19 protein-coding genes are annotated in these 25,744 nt (G+C 53.0%); 15 read left to right on the top strand and 4 right to left on the bottom strand.

The genetic code is table 11. The features are described 5' to 3' along the window. Nucleotides 1-129: 129 nt before the first annotated feature. Complete coding sequence (gene metK, locus ACM615_RS10800; RefSeq protein ID WP_112288996.1) at nucleotides 130-1,281, bottom strand: methionine adenosyltransferase; 1,152 nt, start codon at nucleotides 1,279-1,281, stop codon at nucleotides 130-132. A gap of 880 nt (nucleotides 1,282-2,161) precedes the next feature. On the opposite strand from metK, the gene speA reads away from it, so the two are divergent. Continuing rightward, the gene (gene speA / locus ACM615_RS10795; RefSeq protein WP_113878236.1) at nucleotides 2,162-4,144 is read left to right on the top strand and encodes a biosynthetic arginine decarboxylase; all 1,983 of its coding nucleotides are present in this window, start codon (nucleotides 2,162-2,164) and stop codon (nucleotides 4,142-4,144) included. Between the two features lie 349 nt (nucleotides 4,145-4,493). On the opposite strand, the gene ACM615_RS10790 is transcribed toward speA, so the two are convergent. Next, the gene (locus ACM615_RS10790; RefSeq protein ID WP_113878237.1) at nucleotides 4,494-5,246 is read right to left on the bottom strand and encodes a M48 family metallopeptidase; all 753 of its coding nucleotides are present in this window, start codon (nucleotides 5,244-5,246) and stop codon (nucleotides 4,494-4,496) included. Nucleotides 5,247-5,494: 248 nt separating this feature from the next. Here ACM615_RS10790 and tkt point away from each other — a divergent pair, with 248 nt between their 5' ends. The 11 genes from tkt to ACM615_RS10735 all read left to right on the top strand — a co-directional run bounded on the left by tkt (nucleotide 5,495) and on the right by ACM615_RS10735 (nucleotide 20,388). After that, nucleotides 5,495-7,489, top strand: coding sequence for a transketolase (gene tkt, locus ACM615_RS10785; RefSeq protein WP_431011866.1), 1,995 nt, complete (start codon nucleotides 5,495-5,497; stop codon nucleotides 7,487-7,489). A 501-nt stretch (nucleotides 7,490-7,990) separates the two neighbouring features. Further along, the gene (gene epd, locus ACM615_RS10780) at nucleotides 7,991-9,007 is read left to right on the top strand and encodes an erythrose-4-phosphate dehydrogenase (RefSeq protein WP_112288986.1); all 1,017 of its coding nucleotides are present in this window, start codon (nucleotides 7,991-7,993) and stop codon (nucleotides 9,005-9,007) included. 72 nt (nucleotides 9,008-9,079) lie between these two features. Then, nucleotides 9,080-10,243: a phosphoglycerate kinase gene (gene pgk / locus ACM615_RS10775; RefSeq protein ID WP_113878239.1), complete on the top strand. Its 1,164-nt coding sequence runs from the start codon at nucleotides 9,080-9,082 to the stop codon at nucleotides 10,241-10,243. Nucleotides 10,244-10,372: 129 nt separating this feature from the next. Further along, nucleotides 10,373-11,452, top strand: coding sequence for a class II fructose-bisphosphate aldolase (fbaA, locus tag ACM615_RS10770; RefSeq protein ID WP_112288984.1), 1,080 nt, complete (start codon nucleotides 10,373-10,375; stop codon nucleotides 11,450-11,452). A gap of 133 nt (nucleotides 11,453-11,585) precedes the next feature. After that, nucleotides 11,586-11,966, top strand: coding sequence for a lysozyme inhibitor LprI family protein (locus ACM615_RS10765; RefSeq protein ID WP_112288983.1), 381 nt, complete (start codon nucleotides 11,586-11,588; stop codon nucleotides 11,964-11,966). Between the two features lie 24 nt (nucleotides 11,967-11,990). Then, nucleotides 11,991-13,073, top strand: a complete 1,083-nt coding sequence (locus ACM615_RS10760; protein WP_129637930.1) for a LacI family DNA-binding transcriptional regulator — start codon at nucleotides 11,991-11,993, stop codon at nucleotides 13,071-13,073. Between the two features lie 149 nt (nucleotides 13,074-13,222). After that, the gene (locus tag ACM615_RS10755; RefSeq protein ID WP_431011865.1) at nucleotides 13,223-16,321 is read left to right on the top strand and encodes a beta-galactosidase; all 3,099 of its coding nucleotides are present in this window, start codon (nucleotides 13,223-13,225) and stop codon (nucleotides 16,319-16,321) included. A 60-nt stretch (nucleotides 16,322-16,381) separates the two neighbouring features. After that, the gene (locus ACM615_RS10750; RefSeq protein ID WP_129637932.1) at nucleotides 16,382-17,650 is read left to right on the top strand and encodes an MFS transporter; all 1,269 of its coding nucleotides are present in this window, start codon (nucleotides 16,382-16,384) and stop codon (nucleotides 17,648-17,650) included. Nucleotides 17,651-17,785: 135 nt separating this feature from the next. Next, nucleotides 17,786-18,673 carry a small-conductance mechanosensitive channel MscS gene (gene mscS / locus ACM615_RS10745; protein ID WP_159281282.1) on the top strand — a complete coding sequence of 296 codons (888 nt, stop codon included), beginning with the start codon at nucleotides 17,786-17,788 and terminating at the stop codon, nucleotides 18,671-18,673. 209 nt (nucleotides 18,674-18,882) lie between these two features. Next, on the top strand, nucleotides 18,883-19,500 hold the full coding sequence (gene argO, locus ACM615_RS10740; RefSeq protein ID WP_112288978.1) for an arginine exporter ArgO: 618 nt from the start codon (nucleotides 18,883-18,885) through the stop codon (nucleotides 19,498-19,500). A 123-nt stretch (nucleotides 19,501-19,623) separates the two neighbouring features. Beyond that, nucleotides 19,624-20,388 carry an oxidative stress defense protein gene (locus ACM615_RS10735; RefSeq protein WP_431011864.1) on the top strand — a complete coding sequence of 255 codons (765 nt, stop codon included), beginning with the start codon at nucleotides 19,624-19,626 and terminating at the stop codon, nucleotides 20,386-20,388. Nucleotides 20,389-20,462: 74 nt separating this feature from the next. On the opposite strand, the gene ACM615_RS10730 is transcribed toward ACM615_RS10735, so the two are convergent. Next, the gene (locus tag ACM615_RS10730) at nucleotides 20,463-21,287 is read right to left on the bottom strand and encodes an SDR family oxidoreductase (RefSeq protein ID WP_113878244.1); all 825 of its coding nucleotides are present in this window, start codon (nucleotides 21,285-21,287) and stop codon (nucleotides 20,463-20,465) included. A 121-nt stretch (nucleotides 21,288-21,408) separates the two neighbouring features. Between ACM615_RS10730 and ACM615_RS10725 the strand changes: the two genes are divergently transcribed. Next, entirely contained in the window at nucleotides 21,409-22,302 is an 894-nt protein-coding gene (locus ACM615_RS10725; RefSeq protein ID WP_129637934.1) for a LysR family transcriptional regulator, read from the top strand. Nucleotides 22,303-22,330: 28 nt separating this feature from the next. Here ACM615_RS10725 and ACM615_RS10720 read toward each other — a convergent pair whose 3' ends face one another. Beyond that, nucleotides 22,331-23,233, bottom strand: a complete 903-nt coding sequence (locus tag ACM615_RS10720; protein WP_112288975.1) for a LysR family transcriptional regulator ArgP — start codon at nucleotides 23,231-23,233, stop codon at nucleotides 22,331-22,333. A gap of 227 nt (nucleotides 23,234-23,460) precedes the next feature. Between ACM615_RS10720 and rpiA the strand changes: the two genes are divergently transcribed. Together rpiA and serA are read left to right on the top strand one after the other, a co-directional pair. After that, entirely contained in the window at nucleotides 23,461-24,123 is a 663-nt protein-coding gene (gene rpiA / locus ACM615_RS10715) for a ribose-5-phosphate isomerase RpiA (protein ID WP_112288974.1), read from the top strand. 338 nt (nucleotides 24,124-24,461) lie between these two features. After that, entirely contained in the window at nucleotides 24,462-25,700 is a 1,239-nt protein-coding gene (gene serA / locus ACM615_RS10710; RefSeq protein ID WP_112288973.1) for a phosphoglycerate dehydrogenase, read from the top strand. Nucleotides 25,701-25,744 lie beyond the last annotated feature (44 nt).

The raw sequence follows: 25,744 nt of genomic DNA, 5'->3' as shown, positions 1-25,744 counted from the left end.
TTGTTGTTGTAAGACGTTTGGGGGTCAGAATGATAAAAGAGAAAGGAATGAGAAATTAAAGGGAAACGCAGGGCAATAAAAAACCCCGCTTGCGGCGGGGTTTGAGAGGTTTTATGTCGCGTGGGCTTCTTATAAACCCGCGGCTTCGCGCAACTGAGCGGCTCTGTCGGTTTTTTCCCAAGGGAAATGTTCGCGACCAAAGTGACCGTAGGCTGCGGTTTCTTTATAGATAGGGTGCAGCAGGTCCATCATCTGGATCAAACCGTATGGACGCAGGTCGAAGAACTCGCGCACCAGCAAGGTCAGTTGTTCGTTGGAAACTTTACCGGTACCGAAAGTTTCCACCATGATGGAAGTCGGTTCAGCCACGCCGATTGCGTAAGACACCTGGATTTCACAACGGTCAGCCAGACCGGCAGCGACGATGTTTTTCGCCACATAACGTGCCGCGTAGGCCGCTGAACGGTCAACTTTAGACGGATCTTTACCGGAGAACGCACCGCCACCGTGACGGGCCATACCGCCGTAGGTGTCCACGATGATTTTACGACCGGTCAGACCGCAGTCACCCATCGGGCCACCGATAACGAAACGGCCAGTCGGGTTGATGTGGTATTTGGTACCGGCGTTCAGCCATTCTGCCGGCAACACAGGTTTGATGATTTCTTCCATCACCGCTTCCTGCAGATCTTTCAGCGAGATGTCTTCAGAATGCTGAGTAGACAACACCACTGCATCGATGCCGACGATTTTACCTTCGTCATACTGGAAAGTGACCTGGCTTTTCGCATCCGGACGCAACCATGGCAGGGTGCCTGATTTGCGCACTTCTGCCTGACGCTGCACCAGACGGTGTGCGTAAGTTACCGGTGCTGGCATGAGCACGTCGGTTTCGTTGGTCGCATAACCAAACATCAGACCCTGGTCGCCCGCACCTTGTTCCAGCGGATCAGTACGGTCAACGCCCTGATTGATGTCCGGCGATTGTTTGCCGATAGCGCTCAGCACTGCGCAGGAATTGGCATCGAAACCCATGTCAGAATGGATATAGCCAATTTCGCGAACAGTCTGACGCGTGATTTCTTCAACGTCGACCCATGCGCTGGTGGTGATTTCACCGCCAACCAGGACCATGCCGGTTTTGACATAAGTTTCACATGCAACACGTGCTTTTGGGTCTTGCTCTAAGATTGCGTCCAGGACAGCATCGGAAATCTGGTCAGCAATTTTGTCTGGATGTCCTTCCGAAACGGATTCGGACGTGAAGAGGTGTTTAGCCATTATGTTCTTTACCTTACATACGACGGGTTAGATATCACTGCATAGCACTGGGGTGACGGGCAGATGAGGAGCTGAGCTCGACATTGTCGCAATGCGTCCTGCATGTCCCCATTAGGCAAAGCCTTGAAGCAGTTTGCGCGTTAAACCACCCATGCGTGCGGACGGATTAACATCTGGACGGCTATTTTAGGATAGCAGACGTTCTGAATGCCAGTCATTTTTGTGACAGAGTGGGCGTTATTGTGCGGGTTTGCAGTGATATTCACGGTCTGAAACTATTTACACCTTATTTTCATTTTGCAATTACAGCGGGTTGCCGGTATAAACGGCGCGCGCTATGCATTTTTCTGCAGGCCCTGCAGAAGCAGCGTATTCCAGTAATTACTGTTTTCTCAGCTCGAATGCCCGCGGGTGATGCGTGGCACGTGTGGAGGTGGTTAGTTTAATGACCCACTTTTTACCGCTTGTAACATTTCAACAGCATCCCCTGCAGCCTTCATTGCGTTCTGCAGCACTTCTTTCAGACTTTCATTCAGAAAAGCGTCTGTCTTCTCTGCGATGTTTCAGAAAGCCTGACGACAGACAGGTCAGTCGCCGACATCGGTACGCTACTCAGTAACCTCAGGCCTGCGTGAACATCGCAATCCCGACACAATACTGATGTAGCCTGCAATCTCCCGGGGCATCCATCCCTGATTTCTCCCGACTCGTTACACGGAGTCTAAAAACGTGTTTTACAATGATATAAGTGGAAAACAGTCTCGTGGCTGTGGCTCGCAGGGTTTTATCCTGTCTGAAAGCCAGCCTTGCGGGTTGTTCTCACCTGTTGTTACTGCGATAGTGGCTGGCCATGTTGTCAGTATAGAAAGAGGATTTACCTATGTCTGATGACATCCAGTCTCACCGTCCGTCACATGCGGGCGATACTGTTTCTTTGCGCTCCATGCAGGAGGTTGCCGTGAACGATCGTGATGCCAGCAAGATGCTGCGCACTTACAACGTTGCCTATTGGGGTAACAATTATTATGACGTCAACGAACTGGGCCACATCAGTGTCTGCCCGGATCCTGACGTGCCTTCTGCCCGTGTTGATTTGGCACAACTGGTGAAAGACATGCGTGAGCAGGACGGTCAGCGTCTGCCGGCACTGTTCTGTTTCCCACAAATTTTGCAGCACCGTCTGCGTTCGATCAACGCCGCGTTCAAACGCGCGCGCGAATCGTTCGGCTACGAGGGTGACTACTTCCTGGTTTACCCGATTAAGGTTAACCAGCACCGCCGCGTGATCGAATCGCTGGTGGAATCCGGTGAACCGCTGGGTCTGGAAGCGGGCTCAAAAGCTGAGCTGATGGCCGTTCTGGCGCACGCCGGGATGACCCGTTCCGTGATCGTCTGTAACGGCTACAAAGACCGCGAATATATCCGTCTGGCGCTGATCGGCGAAAAGCTCGGTCACAAGGTGTATCTGGTTATCGAGAAGATGACTGAGATCAAACTGGTGCTGGAAGAAGCCGAACGCCTGAACGTGATCCCGCGTCTGGGCGTGCGCGCACGTCTGTCTTCGCAGGGCTCCGGCAAATGGCAGTCCAGCGGCGGCGAGAAATCCAAATTCGGTCTGGCGGCGTCTCAGGTTCTGCAACTGGTCGAAATGCTGCGTGAAGCAGGGCGTCTGGAAAGCCTGCAATTGCTGCATTTCCATCTGGGTTCACAGCTGGCGAATATCCGCGATATTTCCACCGGTGTGCGTGAGTCCGCGCGTTTCTACGTTGAACTGCACAAGCTGGGCGTCAACATTCAGTGTTTCGACGTCGGCGGCGGTTTGGGTGTGGATTATGAAGGCACCCGTTCGCAGTCCGACTGCTCGGTGAACTACGGCCTGAACGAATACGCCAACAACGTCATCTGGGGTATCGGCGACGCCTGTAATGAGCATGGCCTGCCGCACCCGACGGTGATCACCGAGTCTGGCCGCGCCGTAACCGCGCACCATACCGTGCTGGTCTCCAACGTGATTGGCGTTGAGCGCAACGAATTCAAAGAGCCGGTTGCCCCGGAAAATGATGCGCCGCGCGCACTGGGCAGCATGTGGGATACCTGGAATGAAATGCACGATCCGGAAAACCGTCGCTCATTGCGTGAATGGCTGCACGACAGCCAGATGGATTTGCACGACGTCCATTCGCAATATGCGCACGGGATTTTGGATCTGACGCAGCGCGCCTGGGCGGAAGACATCTACCTGAATATCTGTAACAAAATTCAGGATCAGCTGGATCCAAGCAACCGCGCACACCGTCCGATCATCGACGAATTGCAGGAACGTATGGCGGACAAACTGTACGTCAACTTCTCGCTGTTCCAGTCTATGCCGGATGCGTGGGGTATCGATCAGCTGTTCCCGGTTCTGCCGCTGGAAGGTCTGGATAAGCCGCCGGTAGGCCGTGCGGTGCTGCTGGACATTACCTGTGATTCCGACGGCACTATCGATCACTACATCGACGGTGACGGCGTAGCCACGACCATGCCAATGCCGCCGTACGATCCAGAGAATCCGCCGGTGCTGGGCTTCTTTATGGTCGGCGCTTATCAGGAAATTCTCGGCAACATGCACAACCTGTTCGGTGATACCGCAGCGGTAGATGTATTTGTCTTCCCTGACGGCAGCATTGAAGTGCAGCAGTCCGACGAAGGCGATACCGTGGCGGACATGCTGGAGTACGTGCAGCTGGATCCGAATGTGTTGCTGGCTCGTTTCCGCGATCAGGTCAAAGAAACCGATCTGGATGCAGAACTGCAGGCGCAGTTCGTCGAAGAGTTTGAATCCGGTTTATACGGTTATACGTATCTGGAAGAAGATGAATAAGCATTTATAAAGTGTAATAAATGACTATGCAACGCCCGAGTTTATTCGGGCGTTTTTATAATTACATGTTTTTAATCCCTGTAATTACTCGTAGTTAACAACAAAAGTGCCGGTAGCCGAGAAACTTCCCACCGAAACAGCAATGGAATACTGAAAGCAGTCGCAGCGGGGAATGGCAATACCATTAACAATCCTGGCGTACAGCTAAAAAGCCCGCAAAATAGTAATAACGCCATTTAAGCATTAAAAGGGCATCAGAGCGTTCATCTGAAAGTACATGTTCTATTAATCAGCGTTATTACCGAAATCAGGAGAGAGGCAACGTCAGGTGCATCTCTCCTTTGATGAATTACTTCCCGGCAGCAATACGCTCGCGGATATGTTTAGCACGTGCTTCTGAAGAAGGGTGATCGTCAAACCAGCCGATGCTGCTTCCCTGATCGAGTTTTGCCAGCTTCTCGAAACTGGTTGCCAGACCTGTCGGGTCGATCCCGCGTTTTTTCAGCAAATCAAACGAGTAATCGTCCGCTTCTGATTCCTGTTTTTGCGAGAACTGCGCGTTGACGTATTTCTCTCCTAAATCAGCCAGCTGTGATTGTGACAGGGTGGCGCTGACACCGCCGAGTGACGAAATCGCAGAGCGCGCCGCGGTCGCGCTGTAAGCCACCTGCATGGCTTTGCGGGTATGGCCGAGTGCCACGTGTCCCATTTCATGGCCGAGCACGCCTTCCACTTCATTGTCGTTCATCATATCCATCAGGCCGCTGTAAACGCGGATACAGCCGTTGGCCATCGCCCAGGCATTGACGTCTTTGGTCAGATACACCTTGTAGTTGGCGGGTGTGCCGTTGATGTTATCGCCCAGTGCTGCCGAGATTTTTTTCAGGCGCTGTGCGTATTCACTGTCGTCGGGAGCAATCTGTGCTTTTTTATCCATCTCTTCACAAGACTGCACGCTCAGCGTTTTGACGTCGGCATCGCTCAGCGTATACGCCTGATAAGCCTGCGCGCCGGACTGCATTAAGGTATCGGTATTGACGGTTGCACAGCCACTGACCAGTGACGCGGCAAAAAGACTCAACATAACAGGACGAAATTTCATCAGTTCAGATTCCCAGAGAAGATAAGCAAAGGTTGAAAAGCAGTCACAAAAAGACCCTGACTGTAAGGATAGCGTTAAGGTAGGTTTTTAGCAGCACCCGATCTATAGTGTAAGTCCGAAAAAACGCACTGATTTAAAAGCGGATTTTGTGAACTTAATCACGAGAGTGATTAGAGATTGCCGTTTTAATGCCGAGTCTGAGAAAATGAATTTCTTGACTGCTTTTTTAATCCGACCTGGAGTAGAACATGTCCTCTCGTAAAGAGCTTGCGAACGCTATTCGCGCACTTAGTATGGATGCCGTGCAGAAAGCGAATTCCGGCCACCCTGGCGCCCCTATGGGCATGGCAGATATTGCCGAAGTGCTGTGGCGCGATTACCTGAACCATAACCCGACAAACCCGCACTGGGCTGACCGCGACCGCTTCGTACTGTCCAATGGTCATGGCTCTATGCTGATTTACAGCCTGTTGCACCTCACTGGCTATGATCTGCCGATGAGCGAACTGGCAAACTTCCGTCAGCTGCACTCTAAAACCCCGGGCCACCCGGAATACGGTTATACCGCTGGCGTTGAAACCACCACCGGTCCGCTGGGGCAGGGCATCGCTAACGCCGTCGGTTTTGCTATCGCAGAACGCACGCTGGCAGCACAGTTCAACAAACCAGGCCACGACATCGTCGATCACCAGACTTATACATTCCTGGGCGATGGCTGCATGATGGAAGGCATTTCTCACGAAGTGTGTTCTCTGGCCGGTACCATGAAACTCGGCAAACTGACCGCGTTTTATGATGACAACGGTATCTCCATCGACGGCCACGTAGAAGGCTGGTTCACCGATGATACGGCTAAACGTTTCGAAGCTTACGGCTGGCACGTAGTCCGCGGTGTTGATGGTCACAATCCTGACGCCATCAAAGCCGCTATCGAAGAAGCACATAAAGTGACTGATAAGCCATCCCTGCTGATGTGCAAAACCGTGATCGGTTTCGGTTCACCGAACAAAGCCGGTACACACGATGTACACGGTGCTGCGCTGGGTGCTGCTGAAGTCGCTGCAACCCGCGAAGCGCTGGGCTGGAAATACGCTGCGTTTGAAATCCCGCAAGATATCTATGCACAGTGGGATGCGAAAGAAGCCGGTAAAGCGAAAGAAGCCGCATGGAACGACAAGTTTGATGCTTACGCTAAAGCGCATCCGGAACTGGCAAAAGAGTTCAAACGTCGTGTGAACGGCGAGCTGCCAGCGAACTGGGAAACCGAAGCACAGAAATTCATCGAACAGCTGCAGGCAAACCCTGCAAACATCGCCAGCCGTAAAGCATCCCAGAACGCGCTGGAAGCCTTCGGTAAAGTGTTGCCAGAATTCCTGGGCGGCTCTGCTGACCTGGCACCAAGCAACCTGACAATGTGGTCTGGTTCTAAGTCTATCGGCGACGATCAGGCGGGTAACTACATCCATTACGGCGTGCGTGAATTCGGTATGACCGCCATCACCAACGGTATCGCGCTGCACGGCGGTTTCCTGCCGTACTCTGCGACCTTCCTGATGTTTGTGGAATATGCGCGTAACGCCGTGCGTATGGCTGCGCTGATGAAAATCCGCAACGTGTTCGTGTACACCCATGACTCCATCGGTCTGGGCGAAGACGGCCCGACGCACCAGCCGGTTGAGCAAATCGCCAGCCTGCGTGTTACGCCGAACATGAGCACCTGGCGTCCTGCGGATCAGGTTGAATCTGCTGTGGCATGGAAATACGCGATTGAGCGTAACGACGGCCCGGTTACCCTGATCTTCTCCCGTCAGAACCTGACCCAGCAACCACGTACCGCTGAGCAATTAGCAAACGTGGCGCGCGGCGGTTATGTGCTGAAAGATTGCGACGGCACACCAGAAGTGATCCTGATCGCGACCGGTTCTGAAGTCGGTATCACCGTGGAAGCGGCTGATAAACTGGCGGCTGCGGGCACCAAAGTGCGTGTGGTTTCCATGCCTTCAACTGACGCCTTCGACAAACAAGACGCGGCTTACCGTGAATCTGTGTTGCCGAAAGCCGTGACAGCCCGTGTTGCTGTTGAAGCGGGTATTGCGGATTACTGGTTCAAATATGTTGGCCTGAACGGTGCTATCGTCGGTATGCATAGCTTTGGCGAATCAGCTCCGGCAGATCTGCTGTTCAAAGAGTTCGGTTTCACTGTTGATAACGTTGTTGCTCAGGCACAGGCGTTACTGAAGTAATTCCGCTTTCTTAAAAGCTTCTTAAAAGCACCTTCGGGTGCTTTTTTTTCGCCTGCAATTTCATGCGCCGGTTCTCAGTTTCGCGCGAAATGACGCAGGTCAAACCCTTCCGCTGCGGACTCAGCTAAACTCCCTGCATTCTGACGCTGTTTCAATCCGTCGGTTTTTGAGAATAATCACTGTCGAAAAGGTGATGAAAAAGTAAATTCACTGTGAATACACGGAATTGGCTGATGTTTTTTTAAGCGTTCGGCGCGATTAATGCCTCTGCGGCTGACGAATTATTCCTTTTATTCATGGTTTGGTTTATTCTCAGCTGAACCGTTTCAGTCGGGCTATTTGAGCTTAACATCGTCACCAGGTTGTTATCGTGCCGGAAACTGAAATTTTTCTGCTGCACGCATCGTGCTGACAGATGACGATGGTGATTCACCGTAAACGCACGCTGCATTACTATAGGTGTTACTGAAATTGAGTAACAACCGTGTAACAGGGAGATGTATGCCAATACGTATTGCAATTAATGGCTTTGGTCGCATTGGCCGTAGCGTATTGCGCGCGTTATACGAATCCGGGCGTCGGGCGGAAATCTCCGTCATTGCCATCAATGAAATCGCCAGCCCTGAAGGCATGGCGCATCTGCTCAAATACGACTCCAGCCACGGGCGCTTCGCCTGGGATGTCCGCCAGGAAGGTGAAAACCTTTACGTCGGCGATGACTCCATCCGTTTACTTCACCAGCCTGATGCCAGCCAGTTGCCCTGGGGCGAACTGAGTATTGACGTGGTGCTCGATTGCACCGGCGTGTACGGCAGTCGCGAAGACGGTGAAGCCCAGCTTGCGGCCGGCGCCAAAAAAATTCTGTTCGCGCATCCCGGCGGTCATGATCTTGACGCCACAGTGGTTTATGGTGTGAACCACGATTTGCTCGAACGTCAGCACCGCATTGTGTCCAATGCGTCCTGCACCACCAACTGTATTATCCCTGTGATCAAGCTGCTCGACGATGCTTTCGGCATTGAGTCGGGCACGGTAACGACCATCCATTCTTCGATGAATGACCAGCCGGTCATCGACGCGTACCACGCGGATTTACGCCGTACGCGCGCTGCCAGCCAGTCCATCATTCCTGTCGATACCAAACTGGCCGCAGGGATCACACGCATCATGCCTAAATTCTGCGATCGCTTTGAGGCGATCTCGGTGCGCGTGCCGACAATCAATGTCACAGCCATTGATCTGAGCGTATTTGTCGAGGGTTCTGTGACGGTAGACGAGGTGAACCAGCTGCTGCAAAAGGCCGCAACAGGTGCTTTTCGTGGTATAGTTGACTATACCGAACTACCATTAGTCTCGACAGATTTTAACCACGATCCCCACAGCGCCATCGTAGATGGAACGCAGACGCGGGTAAGTGGACAGCACCTGATTAAGACACTTGTCTGGTGCGATAACGAGTGGGGTTTTGCCAACCGAATGTTGGATACAACATTGGCAATGTCCGCTAGCGGTTTCTAGTGCGGCTGTTCCGGCCTTCTGGCCGAAATTGCCTTCAAGCAACTTTAAAGAGAATCAACGAGAGGATTCACCATGTCTGTTATTAAGATGAGCGATCTGGATTTAGCGGGTAAACGCGTACTGATCCGTGCCGATCTGAACGTGCCAGTTAAAGATGGCAAAGTAACGTCAGATGCACGTATCCGCGCTTCTTTACCAACCATCGAAATTGCCCTGAAACAAGGCGCACGCGTGATGGTTACCTCGCATCTGGGTCGTCCGACTGAAGGCGAATATAACGAAGAGTTTTCTCTGCTGCCGGTTGTTAACTACCTGAAAGAACATCTGAAATCTCCAGTGCGTCTGGCCAAAGATTACCTTGATGGCGTTGAAGTTGCAGAAGGCGAGCTGGTTGTTCTGGAAAACGTTCGCTTCAACAAAGGCGAAAAGAAAGACGACGAAGCACTGTCCAAAAAATATGCTGCCCTGTGTGACATCTATGTGATGGACGCATTCGGTACTGCGCACCGCGCGCAAGCTTCTACTCACGGCGTGGGCAAATTTGCGCCTATCGCGTGTGCCGGTCCGCTGCTGTCTGCAGAACTGGAAGCACTGGGTAAAGCACTGGGTAACCCGGCTCGTCCGATGGTAGCTATCGTTGGCGGTTCTAAAGTTTCTACCAAACTGACCGTTCTGGATTCCCTGTCCAAAATCGCTGACCAGCTGATCGTTGGCGGTGGTATCGCGAACACCTTCGTGGCTGCTCAAGGCAACAACGTCGGTAAATCCCTGTACGAAGCAGATCTGGTCGGTACCGCAAGCAAATTGCTGGAAACCTGCGACATTCCTGTTCCTACAGATGTTCGCGTGGCAACTGAGTTCTCTGAAACAGCCGTTGCAACTGTGAAGTCTGTTAAAGACATCAAAGATGACGAACAAATTCTCGACATGGGCGATGAGTCTGCATACCGCCTGGCTGAGATCATTAAAAACGCTAAAACCATTCTTTGGAATGGTCCTGTAGGCGTGTTCGAGTTCCCTAACTTCCGTAAAGGGACCGAGATTGTGGCGCAGGCCATTGCTGACAGCGAAGCATTCTCTATCGCAGGCGGCGGCGACACTCTGGCGGCTATCGACCTGTTCGGTATCGCTGACAAAATTTCCTATATCTCCACTGGCGGTGGCGCATTCCTGGAATTCGTTGAAGGGAAAGCACTGCCAGCGGTTGTGATGCTGGAAGAGCGTGCTAAGAAGTAATGAACCCTGAGCGGGAAGCTTACGGCTTCCTGTTCTTCTTTGCCGCGCGAGGGGCTGCACAGTGGAACTCGCGCGACATAGCAAACCGATTCAATCCATCTACGGCCGACGAATACAGGACAAAGAACTATGTCTAAAATTTTTGATTTCGTAAAACCAGGCGTTATCACTGGTGATGATGTACAGAAAGTTTTCGCTATTGCTAAAGAAAACAAATTTGCTCTGCCAGCGGTTAACTGCGTAGGCACCGACTCTATCAACGCCGTTCTCGAAGCTGCTGCGAAAGTCCGTTCACCGGTTATCGTTCAGTTCTCTAACGGTGGCGCTGCGTTCATCGCAGGTAAAGGCCTGAAAACTGACGTGCCACAAGGCGCGGCAATCCTGGGTGCAATCTCTGGCGCACACCACGTACATCAGATGGCAGAACATTACGGCGTGCCAGTCATCCTGCACACCGACCACTGCGCGAAGAAACTGCTGCCATGGATCGACGGTCTGCTGGACGCGGGTGAAGCTCACTTCGCTAAAACCGGTAAACCACTGTTCTCTTCACACATGATCGACCTGTCTGAAGAATCCCTGGAAGAAAACATCGAAATTTGCAGCAAGTACTTAGCTCGCATGGCAAAAATCGACATGACTCTGGAAATCGAACTGGGTTGCACCGGCGGTGAAGAAGATGGCGTGGACAACAGCCATATGGACGCATCTGCACTGTACACTCAGCCGCAAGACGTTGATTACGCATACGAAAAACTGAACGCTATCAGCCCGCGTTTCACTATCGCTGCGTCATTCGGTAACGTACACGGGGTTTACAAACCAGGTAACGTCAAACTGACTCCAACGATCCTGCGTGATTCTCAGGAATACGTGTGCAAGAAACACAACCTGCCACACAACAGCCTGAACTTCGTCTTCCACGGCGGTTCCGGTTCTACTGCAGCAGAAATCAAAGAATCTGTAGGCTACGGTGTTATCAAAATGAACATCGACACCGACACCCAGTGGGCTAACTGGGACGGTATCCTGCAGTTCTACAAGAAAAACGAAGCTTACCTGCAAGGTCAGTTGGGTAACCCGGAAGGCGCGGACAAACCTAACAAGAAATTCTATGACCCGCGCGTATGGCTGCGTGCTGCACAGTCTTCCATGGTGACTCGCCTGGAACTGGCATTCAAAGAACTGAACGCAATCGACGTACTGTAATTCTTACGCTTCCGGTGCTTGACCACCGGAATGTGAGGATAATCGTCAAAGGGGCTTCGGCCCCTTTTTTATTGCCCGTTTTATCTTCACAATGTCAGTCCTGTTAACGGAAACGCCCCTGGCGGAGAAAATTATGCGCATAGCGTTGTTCGCGTTATTTGCCCTGACTTCTTTTGTTCATGCTGCTGAAACCGACTGTAAAAATGCCACGACGCAGATGGATATGAACATCTGTGCCGGACAGGATTTCAAACGCAGTGATGCGTTGTTAAATCAGGCCTACAAACAAAAAATGGCGCAGCTTTCACCGGAGCAGCAAACCAAATTCAAAGCAGCCCAGCGCAGCTGGATTGCATTTCGTGACAACGACTGCGCGTTTATGTCTTCCGGCGTTGACGGGGGTTCTGTTCAGCCGATGATCTATTCCGGCTGTCTGCAACAGAAAACCGAGCAGCGCACCAAAGAAATTAATGACATTCTGCACTGCGAAGAAGGCGATTTAAGCTGTCCTTAACATGAAGTCTGAAGGTAGAAAGCCATGAAGCCAAAATCTGTCACCCTTGATGATGTCGCGCGCCACGCGGGTGTGTCCTATCAGACCGTTTCGCGCGTACTGAATCAGGCAGCGCACGTGTCGGTAAGAACGCGCAACAAAGTCGAACAGGCGATGGCTGCGCTCAATTACGTTCCGAACCGCGTTGCCCAGCAACTGGCGGGTAAACAAAGCTTCACCCTCGGACTGGCGACCACCGAACTGGCGCTGCATGCCCCATCACAAATCGCATCGGCGATGAAAACCCGCGCAAACCAGTTAGGTTTCAACGTCGTGATTTCGATGATTGATAACCTGAGTCTGGCCGCCTGTCGCACGGCGGTGAACGAACTGATGTCGCAGCGGGTGGACGGCGTGCTGATTAATGTGCCGCTGTCGAATGACGATGCGGCTGCAATCGCACAGCTTTGTGGCAATTTACCTGCGCTGTTTCTGGATGTGGATCCAGAAGCTGACGTCTTCAAAATTTTGTTCGATCCGCACTGCGGGGCGAAGCAGGGCGTAGAGCATTTGCTGGCGCTCGGCCATCAGCAGATCGCGGTGCTGACTGGCCCGCTTGAATCCATCTCAGCGCGCCTGCGTTATGAAGGCTGGCTGAATACGCTGGCGACGCACGATATTACGCCCTGTGTGGTTCAGCACGGCGACTGGAGCGCAGCGTCGGGTTATCAGCAGGCGTTATTACTGCTCAATCAGCCGGTGCGCCCGACGGCGATTCTGGTCGCCAATGACCAGATGGCGCTCGGCGTCTTGCGCGCTGTGCACGAGTTTGGCCTGCGGGTGCCGGAACAAATCTCGGTAATTGGCTATGACGATACCGAAGACAGCGCCTTTTTCTTCCCGCCGCTGACCACCATTAAACAGGATTTCCGTCTGCTCGGTCACGAGAGCGTCAACCGGCTGGTGGATCATCTGCATAATCACGGCGATCACCACAGCGACTCGCTGTTGCTGCCCACGTCCCTGGTTGAGCGCCACACCACCGCCCGACCTGGCGCAGAAAATGTGTCACAGGAAGCGTTGTCGCAGGAACTGATCCGCATCGCCCGTCAGCTCAGCGCGCTCTGATCTTCTTTTAGTCCGTTCCTCATTTAATTGTCCATGGCGCGGATTTTGTGATCCGCGTCCCTTTCCCGCATCCCTGCGCTTTACTTACTCTCTTCGGTTACGCATGTTTATATTATTGTGAGCGCATAACAATTTACCGGGGAGAAATTATGAATTCATCAGCGGAAGATAAGTTATCATCGCTGGCCACTGTTCTGGCCCGCCGTGACTGGGAAAAACCTGCCTCGACGCAGTGCAACAGATTACCTGCGCATCCGCCATTCAGCAGCTGGCGTAATGCTCAGGAAGCCAGAGAAAATCAGCCATCAGAAAAAGTACGCAGCCTGAACGGCGAATGGGCATTCAGCTATTTCACTCGTCCGGAAGCGGTCCCGGAGCAATGGCTAAAGCAGGATCTGGCGGATGCAGATCCCGTACAGGTGCCATCCAACTGGCAACTGGCAGGTTATGACGCACCGATTTATACCAACGTACAGTATCCGATCCCTGTCAATCCGCCGTTTGTGCCTGAAGAAAATCCTACGGGTTGTTACTCGCTCACAGTTTCTGTGGATAAAGACTGGCTGAGCAACGGACAGACGCGCATCGTGTTTAACGGCGTCAATTCAGCGTTCTATTTGTGGTGCAACGGTCAGTGGATCGGCTATTCGCAGGACAGCCGTTTACCGGCGGAATTCGATCTCAGTCATGTGCTGCACTCGGGTGAAAACCGTCTGGCGGTGATGGTGCTGCGCTGGAGCGATGGCAGCTATCTGGAAGATCAGGATATGTGGCGCATGAGCGGCATCTTCCGTGATGTCACGTTGATGCATAAACCGGTGGAGCAGATTACGGATTACCAGGTGCGCACGCATCTGTTCCATGGCTTCACGCAGGCCGAGCTGGAAGTGCAGGTCAGTGCCGCCGTGCCGCAGGAAAATGCAGCTGATTATCAGGTGCGCGTCCAGTTATGGCAGGGCGATAAACCGGTCGCAGAACATCAGCAACCGCTAGGCAGCGACATTATCGATGAGCGCGGGGCGGCATATGACCGCACTACGCTGCGCCTGCCGGTCAGCCAGCCGGTTTTATGGAGCGCAGAACAACCGGCGCTGTATCGTGCCGTGATTTCCCTTATTTCTCCGCAAGGCCAGCTTATAGAAGCCGAAGCCTGTGACGTCGGTTTCCGTCAGGTGGAAATCAGCAACGGGCTGCTGAAAGTGAACGGTCAGCCGGTATTGATCCGCGGCACCAACCGCCACGAACATCATCCTGAAAACGGTCAGGTGATGGATGAAGCCACCATGCGCCGTGACATTGTGCTGATGAAACAGCACAACTTTAACGCCGTGCGCTGCTCGCATTATCCGAACCATCCGCTGTGGTACAAGCTGTGTGACGAATACGGTCTGTATGTGGTCGATGAAGCCAATATTGAAACCCACGGCATGCAACCGATGAACCGTTTGTCGGACGATCCGGTATGGTTCAACGCTTTCAGCGAACGCGTTACACGTATGGTTCAGCGCGACCGCAATCATCCGTGCATCATCATCTGGTCACTGGGCAACGAATCCGGGCATGGCGCAAACCACGACGCGCTGTACCGCTGGATCAAATCTGTCGATCCGACCCGTCCTGTGCAGTACGAAGGCGGCGGCGCTAACAGTGCTGCAACTGACATTATCTGCCCGATGTATTCCCGCGTTGAGCAAGATCAGCCGTTCCCGGCGGTACCAAAATGGTCGATTAAAAAGTGGATCAGCATGCCGGATGAAACACGTCCGCTGATCCTCTGCGAATACGCTCATGCGATGGGTAACAGCTTCGGCGGTTTCGATAAATACTGGAAAGCCTTCCGTCAGTTCCCGCGCTTGCAGGGCGGTTTTGTCTGGGACTGGGTCGATCAGAGTCTGCTGCGTACCGGCGAAGACGGCGAACGTTATATGGCTTACGGCGGCGATTTTGGCGATACGCCAAACGATCGTCAGTTCTGCATGAATGGTCTGGTATTTGCCGACCGGACGCCGCATCCGTCCTTGTTCGAAGCGCAGCGCGCCCAGCAATTCTTCCAGTTCTCCCTGACCGGCACCTCGCCGCTGACGCTGGAAATTCACAGTGAATACCTGTTCCGTCACAGTGATAACGAACAGTTAGTCTGGCGCATTGAATGTGACGGCGAAGTCATCTCGCAGGGCGAAACGGTACTGAATATCGCGCCATGCGGTAAACAAACGTTAGAGCTGGGCGATATCCCGCAGGCAGAAGGTGATTTGTGGCTGAACGTCGCAGTACACCAGCCGCAGGCAACTGCGTGGTCAGAAGCGGGGCATCGCAGCGCATGGGATCAATGGCAACTGCCGCAGCCGCTGACCTTGCCGGTGCCGGAGAAAATCTCCGCCGCTGCGCCGGTTCTGGATCAGCAGGGCGACCTGATTTCCGTAGTACACGGCGCGCAACGCTGGCATTTCAGTCAGCAAACCGGCCAGCTGGAACAGTGGTTTGATGGCAAAACGCCGCGCCTGCTTAGCGCACTGCGCGACCAGTTTGTCCGTGCGCCGGTAGATAACGATATCGGCGTCAGTGAGGTCACGCGTATCGATCCGAATGCCTGGGTGGAGCGCTGGAAAGCCGCCGGCATGTATCAGCTGGAATCGCGTCTGCTGAATATCTCCGCCGATCAGTTGCAGGACGGCGTGGTGATTATTACCACGCACGCGTTTATGGCGGGCGAGGAAATGCGCCTGCTGAGCCGCAAAATTTTCCGCATCGATAATCAGGGCGAGTTACATATCAGTGCCGATGTTCGCGTGGCATCAAACGTCCCGTCGCCGGGGCGCATTGGCCTGACCTGTCAGCTGGCAGAAACAGCAGAAAACGTCAGCTGGCTGGGGCTGGGGCCACACGAAAACTACCCGGATCGCCGTCTGGCCGCACAACATGGGCGATGGACTTTGCCACTTGGCGAACTCTATACCCCATACGTTTTTCCGACCGAAAATGGCCTGCGCGGAGATACCCGTGAGCTGGAATATGCCGGATGGAAACTGCGCGGTAATTTCCACTTTGGTCTTAGCCGCTACAGCCTGCAACAGCTGATGGAGACCAGTCATCGTCATTTACTGCGTGAAGAAGAGGGCACCTGGCTGAACATCGACGGCTTCCATATGGGCGTCGGCGGCGATGATTCGTGGAGCCCGAGCGTCAGCCCGGATTTCCTGCTGACAGCCGGTCAGTATCATTATTCGTTCACCATGAAACGTGCCTGACAGCCTGCGCCGCCGTGTTAATCCCCGGCGGCGCAATATTCAGACGTAAGGAAAATGCTTATGTATTACCTGAAAAATACTAACTTTTGGATGTTCGGGCTGTTCTTCTTCTTTTACTTTTTCATCATGGGTGCCTACTTCCCGTTTTTCCCGATCTGGCTGCATGATATTAACCAGATCAGCAAAAGCGACACCGGCATTATCTTCGCCAGCATTTCGCTGTTCTCGCTGTTATTCCAGCCGGTGTTCGGTTTACTCGCCGATAAACTGGGGCTGAAAAAGCATCTGCTGTGGATCATCACCGGTATGCTGATCCTGTTCGCGCCATTCTTTATCTACGTGTTTGGCCCGTTACTGAAAATTAATATTTATCTCGGTTCGGTCGTTGGCGGGATTTACCTTGGCCTGATTTATAACGCCGGTGCGCCTGCCATTGAAGCCTATATTGAGAAAGTCAGCCGCCGCAGCAGCTTTGAATTTGGTCGTGCCCGCATGTTTGGCTGTGTCGGCTGGGCGCTGTGTGCGTCGGTAGTCGGTATCATGTTCACCATCAACAATGAGTTCGTGTTCTGGCTTGGTTCCGGCTGTGCGGTGATCCTCGCGATTCTGTTGCTGATCGCCAAACCTGAAGTCACCTCCAGCGCCCGCGTGGCTAACGAACTGGGCGCGAACAGCAAACCGTTCAATCTCAAACTGGCCGTCGAACTGCTGAAAGATAAAAAACTGTGGTTCCTGGCGTTGTACGTCATCGGCGTTTCCTGCACGTACGACGTGTTTGACCAGCAGTTTGCCAACTTCTTTACCTCGTTCTTCACATCATCTTCTGAAGGGACGCGCGTCTTTGGCTATGTGACCACCATGGGCGAACTGCTTAACGCCTGTATCATGTTCTTCGCGCCGCTGATTGTGAACCGCATTGGTGGCAAGAATGCGCTGCTGCTGGCCGGGACAATTATGTCTGTACGCATCATCGGCTCGTCTTTCGCGTCATCACCGCTGGAAGTGGTGGTACTGAAAACTCTGCATATGTTCGAGGTGCCGTTCCTGATTGTCGGTTGTTTTAAATACATTACGTCCGTATTTGAGGTGCGCTTCTCCGCGACGATTTATCTGGTGACGTTCTGCTTCTTCAAACAGGTGGCAATCATCTTTATGTCGGTGTTCGCGGGCAATATGTATGACCGTATCGGTTTCCACGGAACGTATCTGATCCTGGGCTTGGTCGCACTGACCTTCACGATAATCTCAGCCTTTACGCTGAGTGGTCGCGGGCCATTGCAGGCCTTCAAAACGCCCGAAGCGCTGAAAAACAGCCACGCAAATTCTTAATTTATCTGAAGTCTTTCCCACAGGATTGGCACTTCATCGCATTGTTAGTTAACCTTAAAGCACACTTGCTGCCCGCATCGTCGGGCAGCTTTGATTTCTTGCAGCCCGTCAGGGTGTAATTTTGGGGTACTTTAAATGGATGATTTGAACGTTGTAGGCAGCATTAATAATGCTGGCAACTGGTTGGTAAGAAACCAGGCCTTACTGCTTCATTACGCTGTGAATATTGTGGCCGCTATTTTCATTCTGATTGTCGGTATGATTATCGCCCGCATCGTTTCCGGTGCCGTCAGCCGGGTTTTAAAGGTTCGTGGCATTGATATTACGGTTTCCGACTTCCTTTCCGCCATGGTGCGTTACGCGATTATTGCGTTCACGCTGATTGCGGTTCTGGGACGGATCGGCGTGCAAACCACGTCCGTGATTGCGGTTATCGGTGCCGCCGGTCTCGCCGTCGGTCTGGCATTGCAGGGTTCACTGTCTAACTTTGCAGCCGGCGTTTTGCTGGTGATCTTCCGTCCGTTCCGTGCCGGTGAATATGTTGACCTTGGTGGTGTGGCGGGTACTGTCACTCAGGTACAAATTTTCTCCACCACCCTGCGTACGCCGGACAACAAAATCATTGTGGTGCCAAACGGTAAAATCATCGCTGGTAACATCATCAACAACTCCCGCGAACCGACCAGCCGTATCGACCTGACCATTGGCGTGGGTTATGACTCTGACATCGATCTGGTTAAGCAACTCCTGACCGAGATCGTCAGTGCCGATCCGCGTGTTTTGAAAGATAAAGACGTTGTGGTTCGTCTGAACGAAATGGCAGCCTCAACCCTGAATTTCATCGTGTACGCATGGACCAGCAACGGTGATGCGCAGAACCTGAAATGGGATTTGCTTGAGTCGTTCAAACGCGCACTGGATAAAAACAACATCAACATTGCCTATCCGCAGATGGATGTTCACCTTTATCAGGTCGCGAATGCGGCAGGCAACCAGCAGGAAGAACGTCGCTCGTTCGAATAACACATTCCTGCCAGATTCCGATTTTCTCAGGCGCCTGCGGGCGCCTTTTTCATGCCTGACGTTTCAGCCCGTCGCTGATAAGCCAGCCTAATGAGCGATTAGAAATATCCATTTCCTCTTATGCCAGCAAAGCCCTTACACTGCGCGCAATCTTTGTTATTAACACTTTGTCATCAACCCTCTGTTATCAACTCTCGAAGGAGTTCTCCGTGCTGGCTATTTTCCTGCAAGGACTGGCGATGAGCGCCGCAATGATTTTACCGATTGGCCCGCAGAATGCGTTTGTAATGAATCAGGGCATCCGCCGTCAGTATCACCTGATGATTGCCGGATTGTGCGCGCTGAGCGATATCGCGCTGATCTGCGGCGGCATCTTTGGCGGCAGCGCACTGCTGAGTCAATCTCCGACATTACTGTTACTGGTGAGCTGGGGCGGTGTGGCTTTTTTACTGTGGTATGGCTGGGGCGCATTTCGTACCGCATTCAGCAAAAATCCTGAACTGGCGCAGGCCGAAGTCGCGAAGCAAAGCCGCTGGAAAATTGTCGTCAGCATGCTGGCGGTCACCTGGCTGAATCCGCACGTATATCTCGATACTTTCGTGGTACTCGGCAGTCTGGGTGGCAGCCTGAGCCCCGATGAGCGTTCGTGGTTTGCGCTCGGTGCGGTCAGTGCATCGGTGATGTGGTTCTTCGGGCTGGCTATCCTCGCCGCGATGCTGGCGCCGTGGCTGAATACCGGCAAAGTGCAGCGGGTCATTAATTTTATCGTTGGCGTGATCATGTGGGGCATTGCCGTACAACTGGCTCGCCAGACCGGTGTGCTTTAAGTTTTTAGCCTTAAATCAGCTTTTGTCACTAATCTTAGTTTCAGTTGTAACGGATTATGCTACGGTTTCGCAGATTGTTTTGACCTATCTATTGCCAGATCTTTGATGATTAATGGAGGCACTGTGAAACTGAAAGCATTAGCTGTAGCAGCGATGTTGGGATTAGGGACATTACCTTTGGCGTTGCAGGCGGCGGAATTACCTGCCGGACCGCACGTGGTGACGTCAGGCACGGCGAGTGTTGATGCGACGCCGGATATCGCGACGCTGGCGATTGAAGTCAGCGTGTCGGCGAATGATTCAGCCAGCGCCAAGAAACAGGCTGATGAACGCGTAGCGGCCTATTATGCGTTCCTGCAAAAAAACGACATTGAGAAAAAAGATATCAATGCGGCCAACCTGCGTACTCAGCCGGAATACAATTACCTGAAAGACGGCACCTCACAGCTGAAAGGCTACCGTGCTGTGCGTCAGGTGCAGGTGACTTTGCGTCAGCTGGATAAACTGAACGAACTGCTGGATGGCGCACTGAAATCAGGTCTGAATGAAGTGCGTGCGGTTGAACTGGGCGTGGCTAATCCGGATAAATTCCGTGATGAAGCGCGTCAGAAAGCCATCGAAAACGCTACTCAGCAGGCGAAATCACTGGCTGAAGGCTTCAATACCAAACTGGGGCCGGTTTACAGCATTCGTTATCACGTGGCTAACTACCAGCCAATGCCGGTGGCGCGTATGTATAAAACCGCCGAAGCCGCAGGGCAGAGCGATGTCGCGCAGACCTATGAGCAGCAGAGTATTCACTTCGACGATCAGGTCGATGTGGTGTTCGAATTGCAGCCGCAAGCACCAGCACCAGCACCAGCACCAGCACCAGCACCGGCTCAGTAAACCTGACGCCGTGAAAATGAAAAACCCGCTCCGGCGGGTTTTTTGTTTTCTGAATTTAATGCCACCGGTTACGGCTATTTATCTGCTGAAAACGTTACGTCTTTTTGTGCCTCCAGTACCCGTAATCTTTCTGTCAGTGCCTGACTGACCGACACATAAGCCGTGCTGCCGAGCGCGAGACGCAGCGGCGGATTCACTTCATCGGCAGCGGCGATCATCGCCCTGACGGTGTTCAGCGCGTCGCCTTTAATGGCGAAATCACCGGATGCAATCGCACGGCGTACTTCACCGGCAGGCGTGGTTTCATAGCAGTCCATCGGCTCGGCGTGATCCAGACCTGCGCCAAATTCCGTACTGGTCGGGCCCGGTTCAATAATCAGGAAGTCGATACCAAACGGTTTCACCTCTTGCGCCACCGATTCGACAAATCCTTCAATTCCCCATTTTGTTGCATGATATAGGCTGAAATTCGGATAAGCGATCTGCCCGCCTTCTGATGAAACCTGCACAATCCGGCCGCCTCCTTGTGCGCGCAGGTGTGGCAAAACGGCGCGGATAAGCTGGATAGAACCCACCAGATTGGTGGCGATCTGTCTTTCGATTTGCCCGTCACTGACTTCTTCACCTGCGCCAAACAGGCCGTAACCGGCATTACTGACCACCACATCTATACGTCCGGCTTTGGCAAATGCAGCGCCGACGGCGGTTCGGATAGCCGATGTATCGGTGATATCGAGCATGAGGATTTGCAGCCGATCTCCATAACTTGCCAGCAAGTCGTCAAGCGCGCCCGGTTTGCGTAATGTGGCGATCACCCTGTCGCCGCGCAGAAGCAGCTGCCCGGTGAGCAGGCGTCCGAGGCCGGTGGATGTTCCGGTAATAAACCATGTCTTTGTCATTCTCAAATTCCTCAATTACAGACGTTGCCAGACATTCAGGGTAGGGCAATACTATTGGTGCGTTAATACCCAATAAACTGCATGAACAGGTGAACATTAACCACCAATGAACACGCCATCCATGAACAAACCGACTCTGGCAGAACTCCGGGCCTTTATGGCTATCGCCGAACACGGGAGTTTCCGCCGCGCCGCCGATCTTTTGGGCATCACGCGATCGTCGCTCAGCCACGTTATGCGCGGGCTGGAAGATCGCCTTGGCGCACGCCTTTTGCACCGCACTACGCGCAGTGTGTCGCTGACTGAAACGGGCGAACGCTTGCTGAAACGCATCGATCCGCTAATGAGCGGGCTGGATGCCGCGCTGGAGGATGTCGCGGGTGAGCAGGGGCGACTGACCGGTGAACTGCGCATTAACGGCAGCGAAGGCGCTATCCGCCTGTTGTTGCGGAATATTGTGCCAGAGTTCATGACGCGTTATCCCGGTGTGACGCTGGATCTGGTGGCGGAAGGAAAGCTGGTGGATATTGTCGGGCAGGGTTTTGATGCGGGGATCCGGCTGGGAGAAGCGGTTCCACGGGACATGATCGCTGTGCGGCTCAGCCCCGATTTACGATTTCTGGCCGTAGCATCACCGGATTATCTTGCTGTGTATCCGGCCCCTGAAACGCCGGATGACCTTGCTCGTCATCAGTGTTTGCGGCAGCGTCTGCCCAGCGGCAAACGCTATCGTTGGGAATTTCAAAAACGCGCAGAGGAAGTGGCAATTGATGTGCCCGGAAATCTGACGCTGGACAATACACAACTGATGGTTGAGGCCGCAGAGGACGGGCTGGGGATTGCGTATGTTCCGGAAGATTATGCGCGGGTAGCGCTGAAAGAGGGGCGCTTAATCGCGGTGCTGGAAGACTGGTGTCCGCCTGTCCCTGGTTTGTTTCTGTATTTCTCGGGAAACCGTCATGTACCTGCGGCTTTGCGGGCATTGATCGAAATGGTCCGGGAGAAAAGCGGTTAAGCACCGCTTTCCATACCGGATATTTTCATCAGTCCTGACGCAACACCTGATGACCGTGGGCGATCAGCGCGTCAGTGACTTTACGCATCATGCGGCTTTCGGGCGCAAAACGGTGCCAGTAAAGCATACGGCGCTGGAACAGGCCGGGTGTCAGGTCGATCAGTTCGCCGCTTTCCAGTTCTTTCTCGATTTGCAGATGCGGGATCATGCAGCAGGTGGTGCCCTGACGGGCCAGCTGCACGAAGGCTTCCGACGAGTTAACGATGTGGCACGGCACGCTGCCCGGCGACAAATCGAAGTTCTGTTGCAGGAACGCCTGATGCATATCGTCCAGATGGTCAAACGCCACTGCAGGCGCTTTCAGCAAAGCAGAGCGTGTCACGCCGTTCGGGAAGTAGCGATCCGCAAAGGGCCTGGAGCCGACAAACAGATAGTCGAGCGCACCCAGCTGATCCACCAGACAACTCGGCAGCGGCTGTGGCTGAATACTCACCGCACCGACCACTTCGCCGCGACGCAGACGTTCCTGCGTGCGAGTTTCATCTTCCACCTGCAAATTTAGACGGATAGGTGAATCGACCAGCACCGATTTCAGCGCCGGTAACAACCATGTCGCCAGACTGTCGGCGTTCACCGCCAGCGAAAGCAGCAGCGGCGTATCATTGCTTTCATTATTGCTGTCACTGCCCAGCCACTCTTCTTCCAGCAATTCCACCTGATGCAGTAATGCCAGTAATTTCTGACCCTGCTCGGTCGGACGAGGCGGCACGGTACGCACCAGCAAAGGCTGGCCGAACAAATTTTCCAGTTGTTTAATGCGCTGAGAGACCGCCGATTGAGTGATGCAAAGCTTCTGTGCGGCGCGCTCAAAACCGCGCTCGCGGATCACCGCGTCCAGTGCCTGCAGCGTTCTATAGTCCGGGCGTTTCATCGGAGTTCTGTCCCTTAGATTTAATTTTATCCGAACACTATGCCACAGATTGTCAGGATTTGTGGTGAGGAAAATCTTTGTGTTTGCTGCACAATTGCACTTAATAAGTGTGATCTGGCTGCGGTGATGTTTATCCATATTGGCGGGACATGCTTTATAATCACCGGCACTATTCGTTACATCGAATCATTCACGCCACTTTCGTGTTATCAGACAGAGAAGCCATTATGACGCAGGAAGAATTGAAAAAAGCAGTTGGCTGGGCCGCACTGGATTACGTCACGCCGGGCACCATTGTCGGTGTCGGTACCGGATCTACCGCCGCACATTTCATTGACGCACTGGGTTCCATCAAAGGCCAGATTGAAGGCGCGGTTTCCAGCTCAGACGCCTCTACCGCAAAACTGAAAAGCTTAGGCATCCACGTTTTCGACAGCAACGAAGTGGACTCGCTGGATGTGTATGTTGATGGCGCGGATGAAATCAACGGCGCAATGCAGATGATCAAAGGCGGCGGTGCAGCGCTGACCCGCGAAAAAATCATTGCGGCGATTGCCAAAAAATTCATCTGTATCGTGGATGCTTCCAAGCAGGTTGATGTGCTGGGTAAATTCCCGCTGCCGGTAGAAGTGATCCCGATGGCCCGCTCTTATGTCGCGCGTGAACTGGTGAAACTCGGTGGCCTGCCGGAGTACCGTCAGAATGTCCTGACCGACAACGGCAACGTGATCCTCGACGTGCATAACCTGAGCATTATGGATGCCATCGCGCTGGAAAATAAGATCAACGGGATCGCCGGTGTCGTGACCGTCGGCCTGTTTGCTAACCGTGGTGCTGACGTGGCGCTGGTCGGGACTTCTGAAGGCGTTAAAACTGTTAAGCTGAAATAATCCAGCGATAAGCAGAAGATCTGGCTGCTCAGATAAAAGCAGCCAGACACACTCCTGTCATAACACAATGTTATGAAGATGATAATTTTCTGGCTGAATCATCTTTTCTTCAAAAGCCTTAATTTGGTGACTTATGTCACATTCCTGAAATTCTCCTCCTGAACGTCTGGCTCCATAAAATCTAACCAGCACGAAATGCTGAAAACCCTCTGGCGAGGTGAGCCTTCTGCTGCCTGTCAGGCTATCGTTTGTATTGATGATGGCGGATTTTTTGTTATGTTGACTGTGAGCAGTCACCTAGCAGTTCGATTTCAGCCAGAAAAATATAGGGTCGGGAAATGGCAAAAGTATCACTTGAGAAAGACAAGATTAAATTTTTGTTAGTGGAAGGCGTCCACCAAAGTGCGGTTGATACACTCCGCGCCGCGGGCTACACCAATATTGAATTTCACAAAGGTGCTTTAGATACGGAGTCGCTGAAAGAATCGATCCGTGATGCGCACTTTGTTGGACTCCGATCGCGTACTCAGCTGACTGAAGAAGTGTTCCAGGCAGCCGAAAAACTGGTGGCTGTTGGGTGTTTCTGTATCGGGACCAATCAGGTTGACCTGAAAGCGGCGACCCGTCGCGGTATTCCGGTCTTCAATGCACCGTTCTCCAATACCCGTTCGGTTGCCGAAATGGTGTTGGGCGAAATGCTGCTGATGATGCGTGGCATTCCTGAAGCTAACGCCAAGGCGCACCGCGGTATCTGGAACAAACTGGCTGTCGGCTCGTTTGAAGCGCGCGGTAAACGTCTGGGTATCATCGGTTACGGCCACATTGGTACGCAGCTGGGGATTCTGGCGGAAAGCCTGGGGATGCGCGTCTTCTATTATGACATCGAAAGCAAACTGCCTTTAGGCAACGCGCAGCCAATTGCCACACTGGAAGAATTGCTCAATACCAGCGACGTCGTCACGCTGCATGTGCCGGAAACAGCAGGAACCAAAGACATGATTTCTGAAGTGCAGCTGGCGCAGATGAAGCCGGGCGCACTGCTGATCAACGCCTCACGTGGTACGGTCATCGACATTCCTGCGCTGTGCAATGCGCTGCGTAACAAACATCTTTCCGGTGCGGCTATCGACGTCTTCCCGGAAGAACCGGCGACTAACAGCGACCCGTTCAATTCTCCGCTGTGTGAATTCGACAACGTATTGCTGACGCCGCACATCGGCGGTTCGACAATGGAAGCGCAGGAAGGTATCGGTCTGGAAGTCGCAGGCAAACTGGCGAAGTACTCTGACAATGGTTCAACGCTGTCAGCGGTTAACTTCCCTGAAGCCTCTCTGCCGGCGCATACCGAGAAAGCCAGCCGTCTGCTGCATATCCACGAAAATCGTCCGGGTGTGCTGACCAGCATCAACCAGATTTTTGCGGAACAGGGTATCAACATTGCTGCGCAGTACCTGCAAACCAGCCCTGAAATCGGTTATGTGGTGATTGATGCAGAAACGGATATCAATACGCTGACTACCGCGCTGCAACTGATGAAGGCCATTCCGGGCACCATCCGCGCACGTTTGCTGTACTGATTACATCAGTCGTAAATATTAAAGCCGCCGAAAGGCGGTTTTTT

It is taken from the genome of Rahnella sp. PAMC25617, assembly GCF_050606005.1.
Taxonomy (GTDB): domain Bacteria; phylum Pseudomonadota; class Gammaproteobacteria; order Enterobacterales; family Enterobacteriaceae; genus Rahnella; species Rahnella variigena.
The sequence above is the reverse complement of the archived record's forward strand: the minus strand, read 5'-3'. Positions and strand labels throughout refer to the sequence as shown.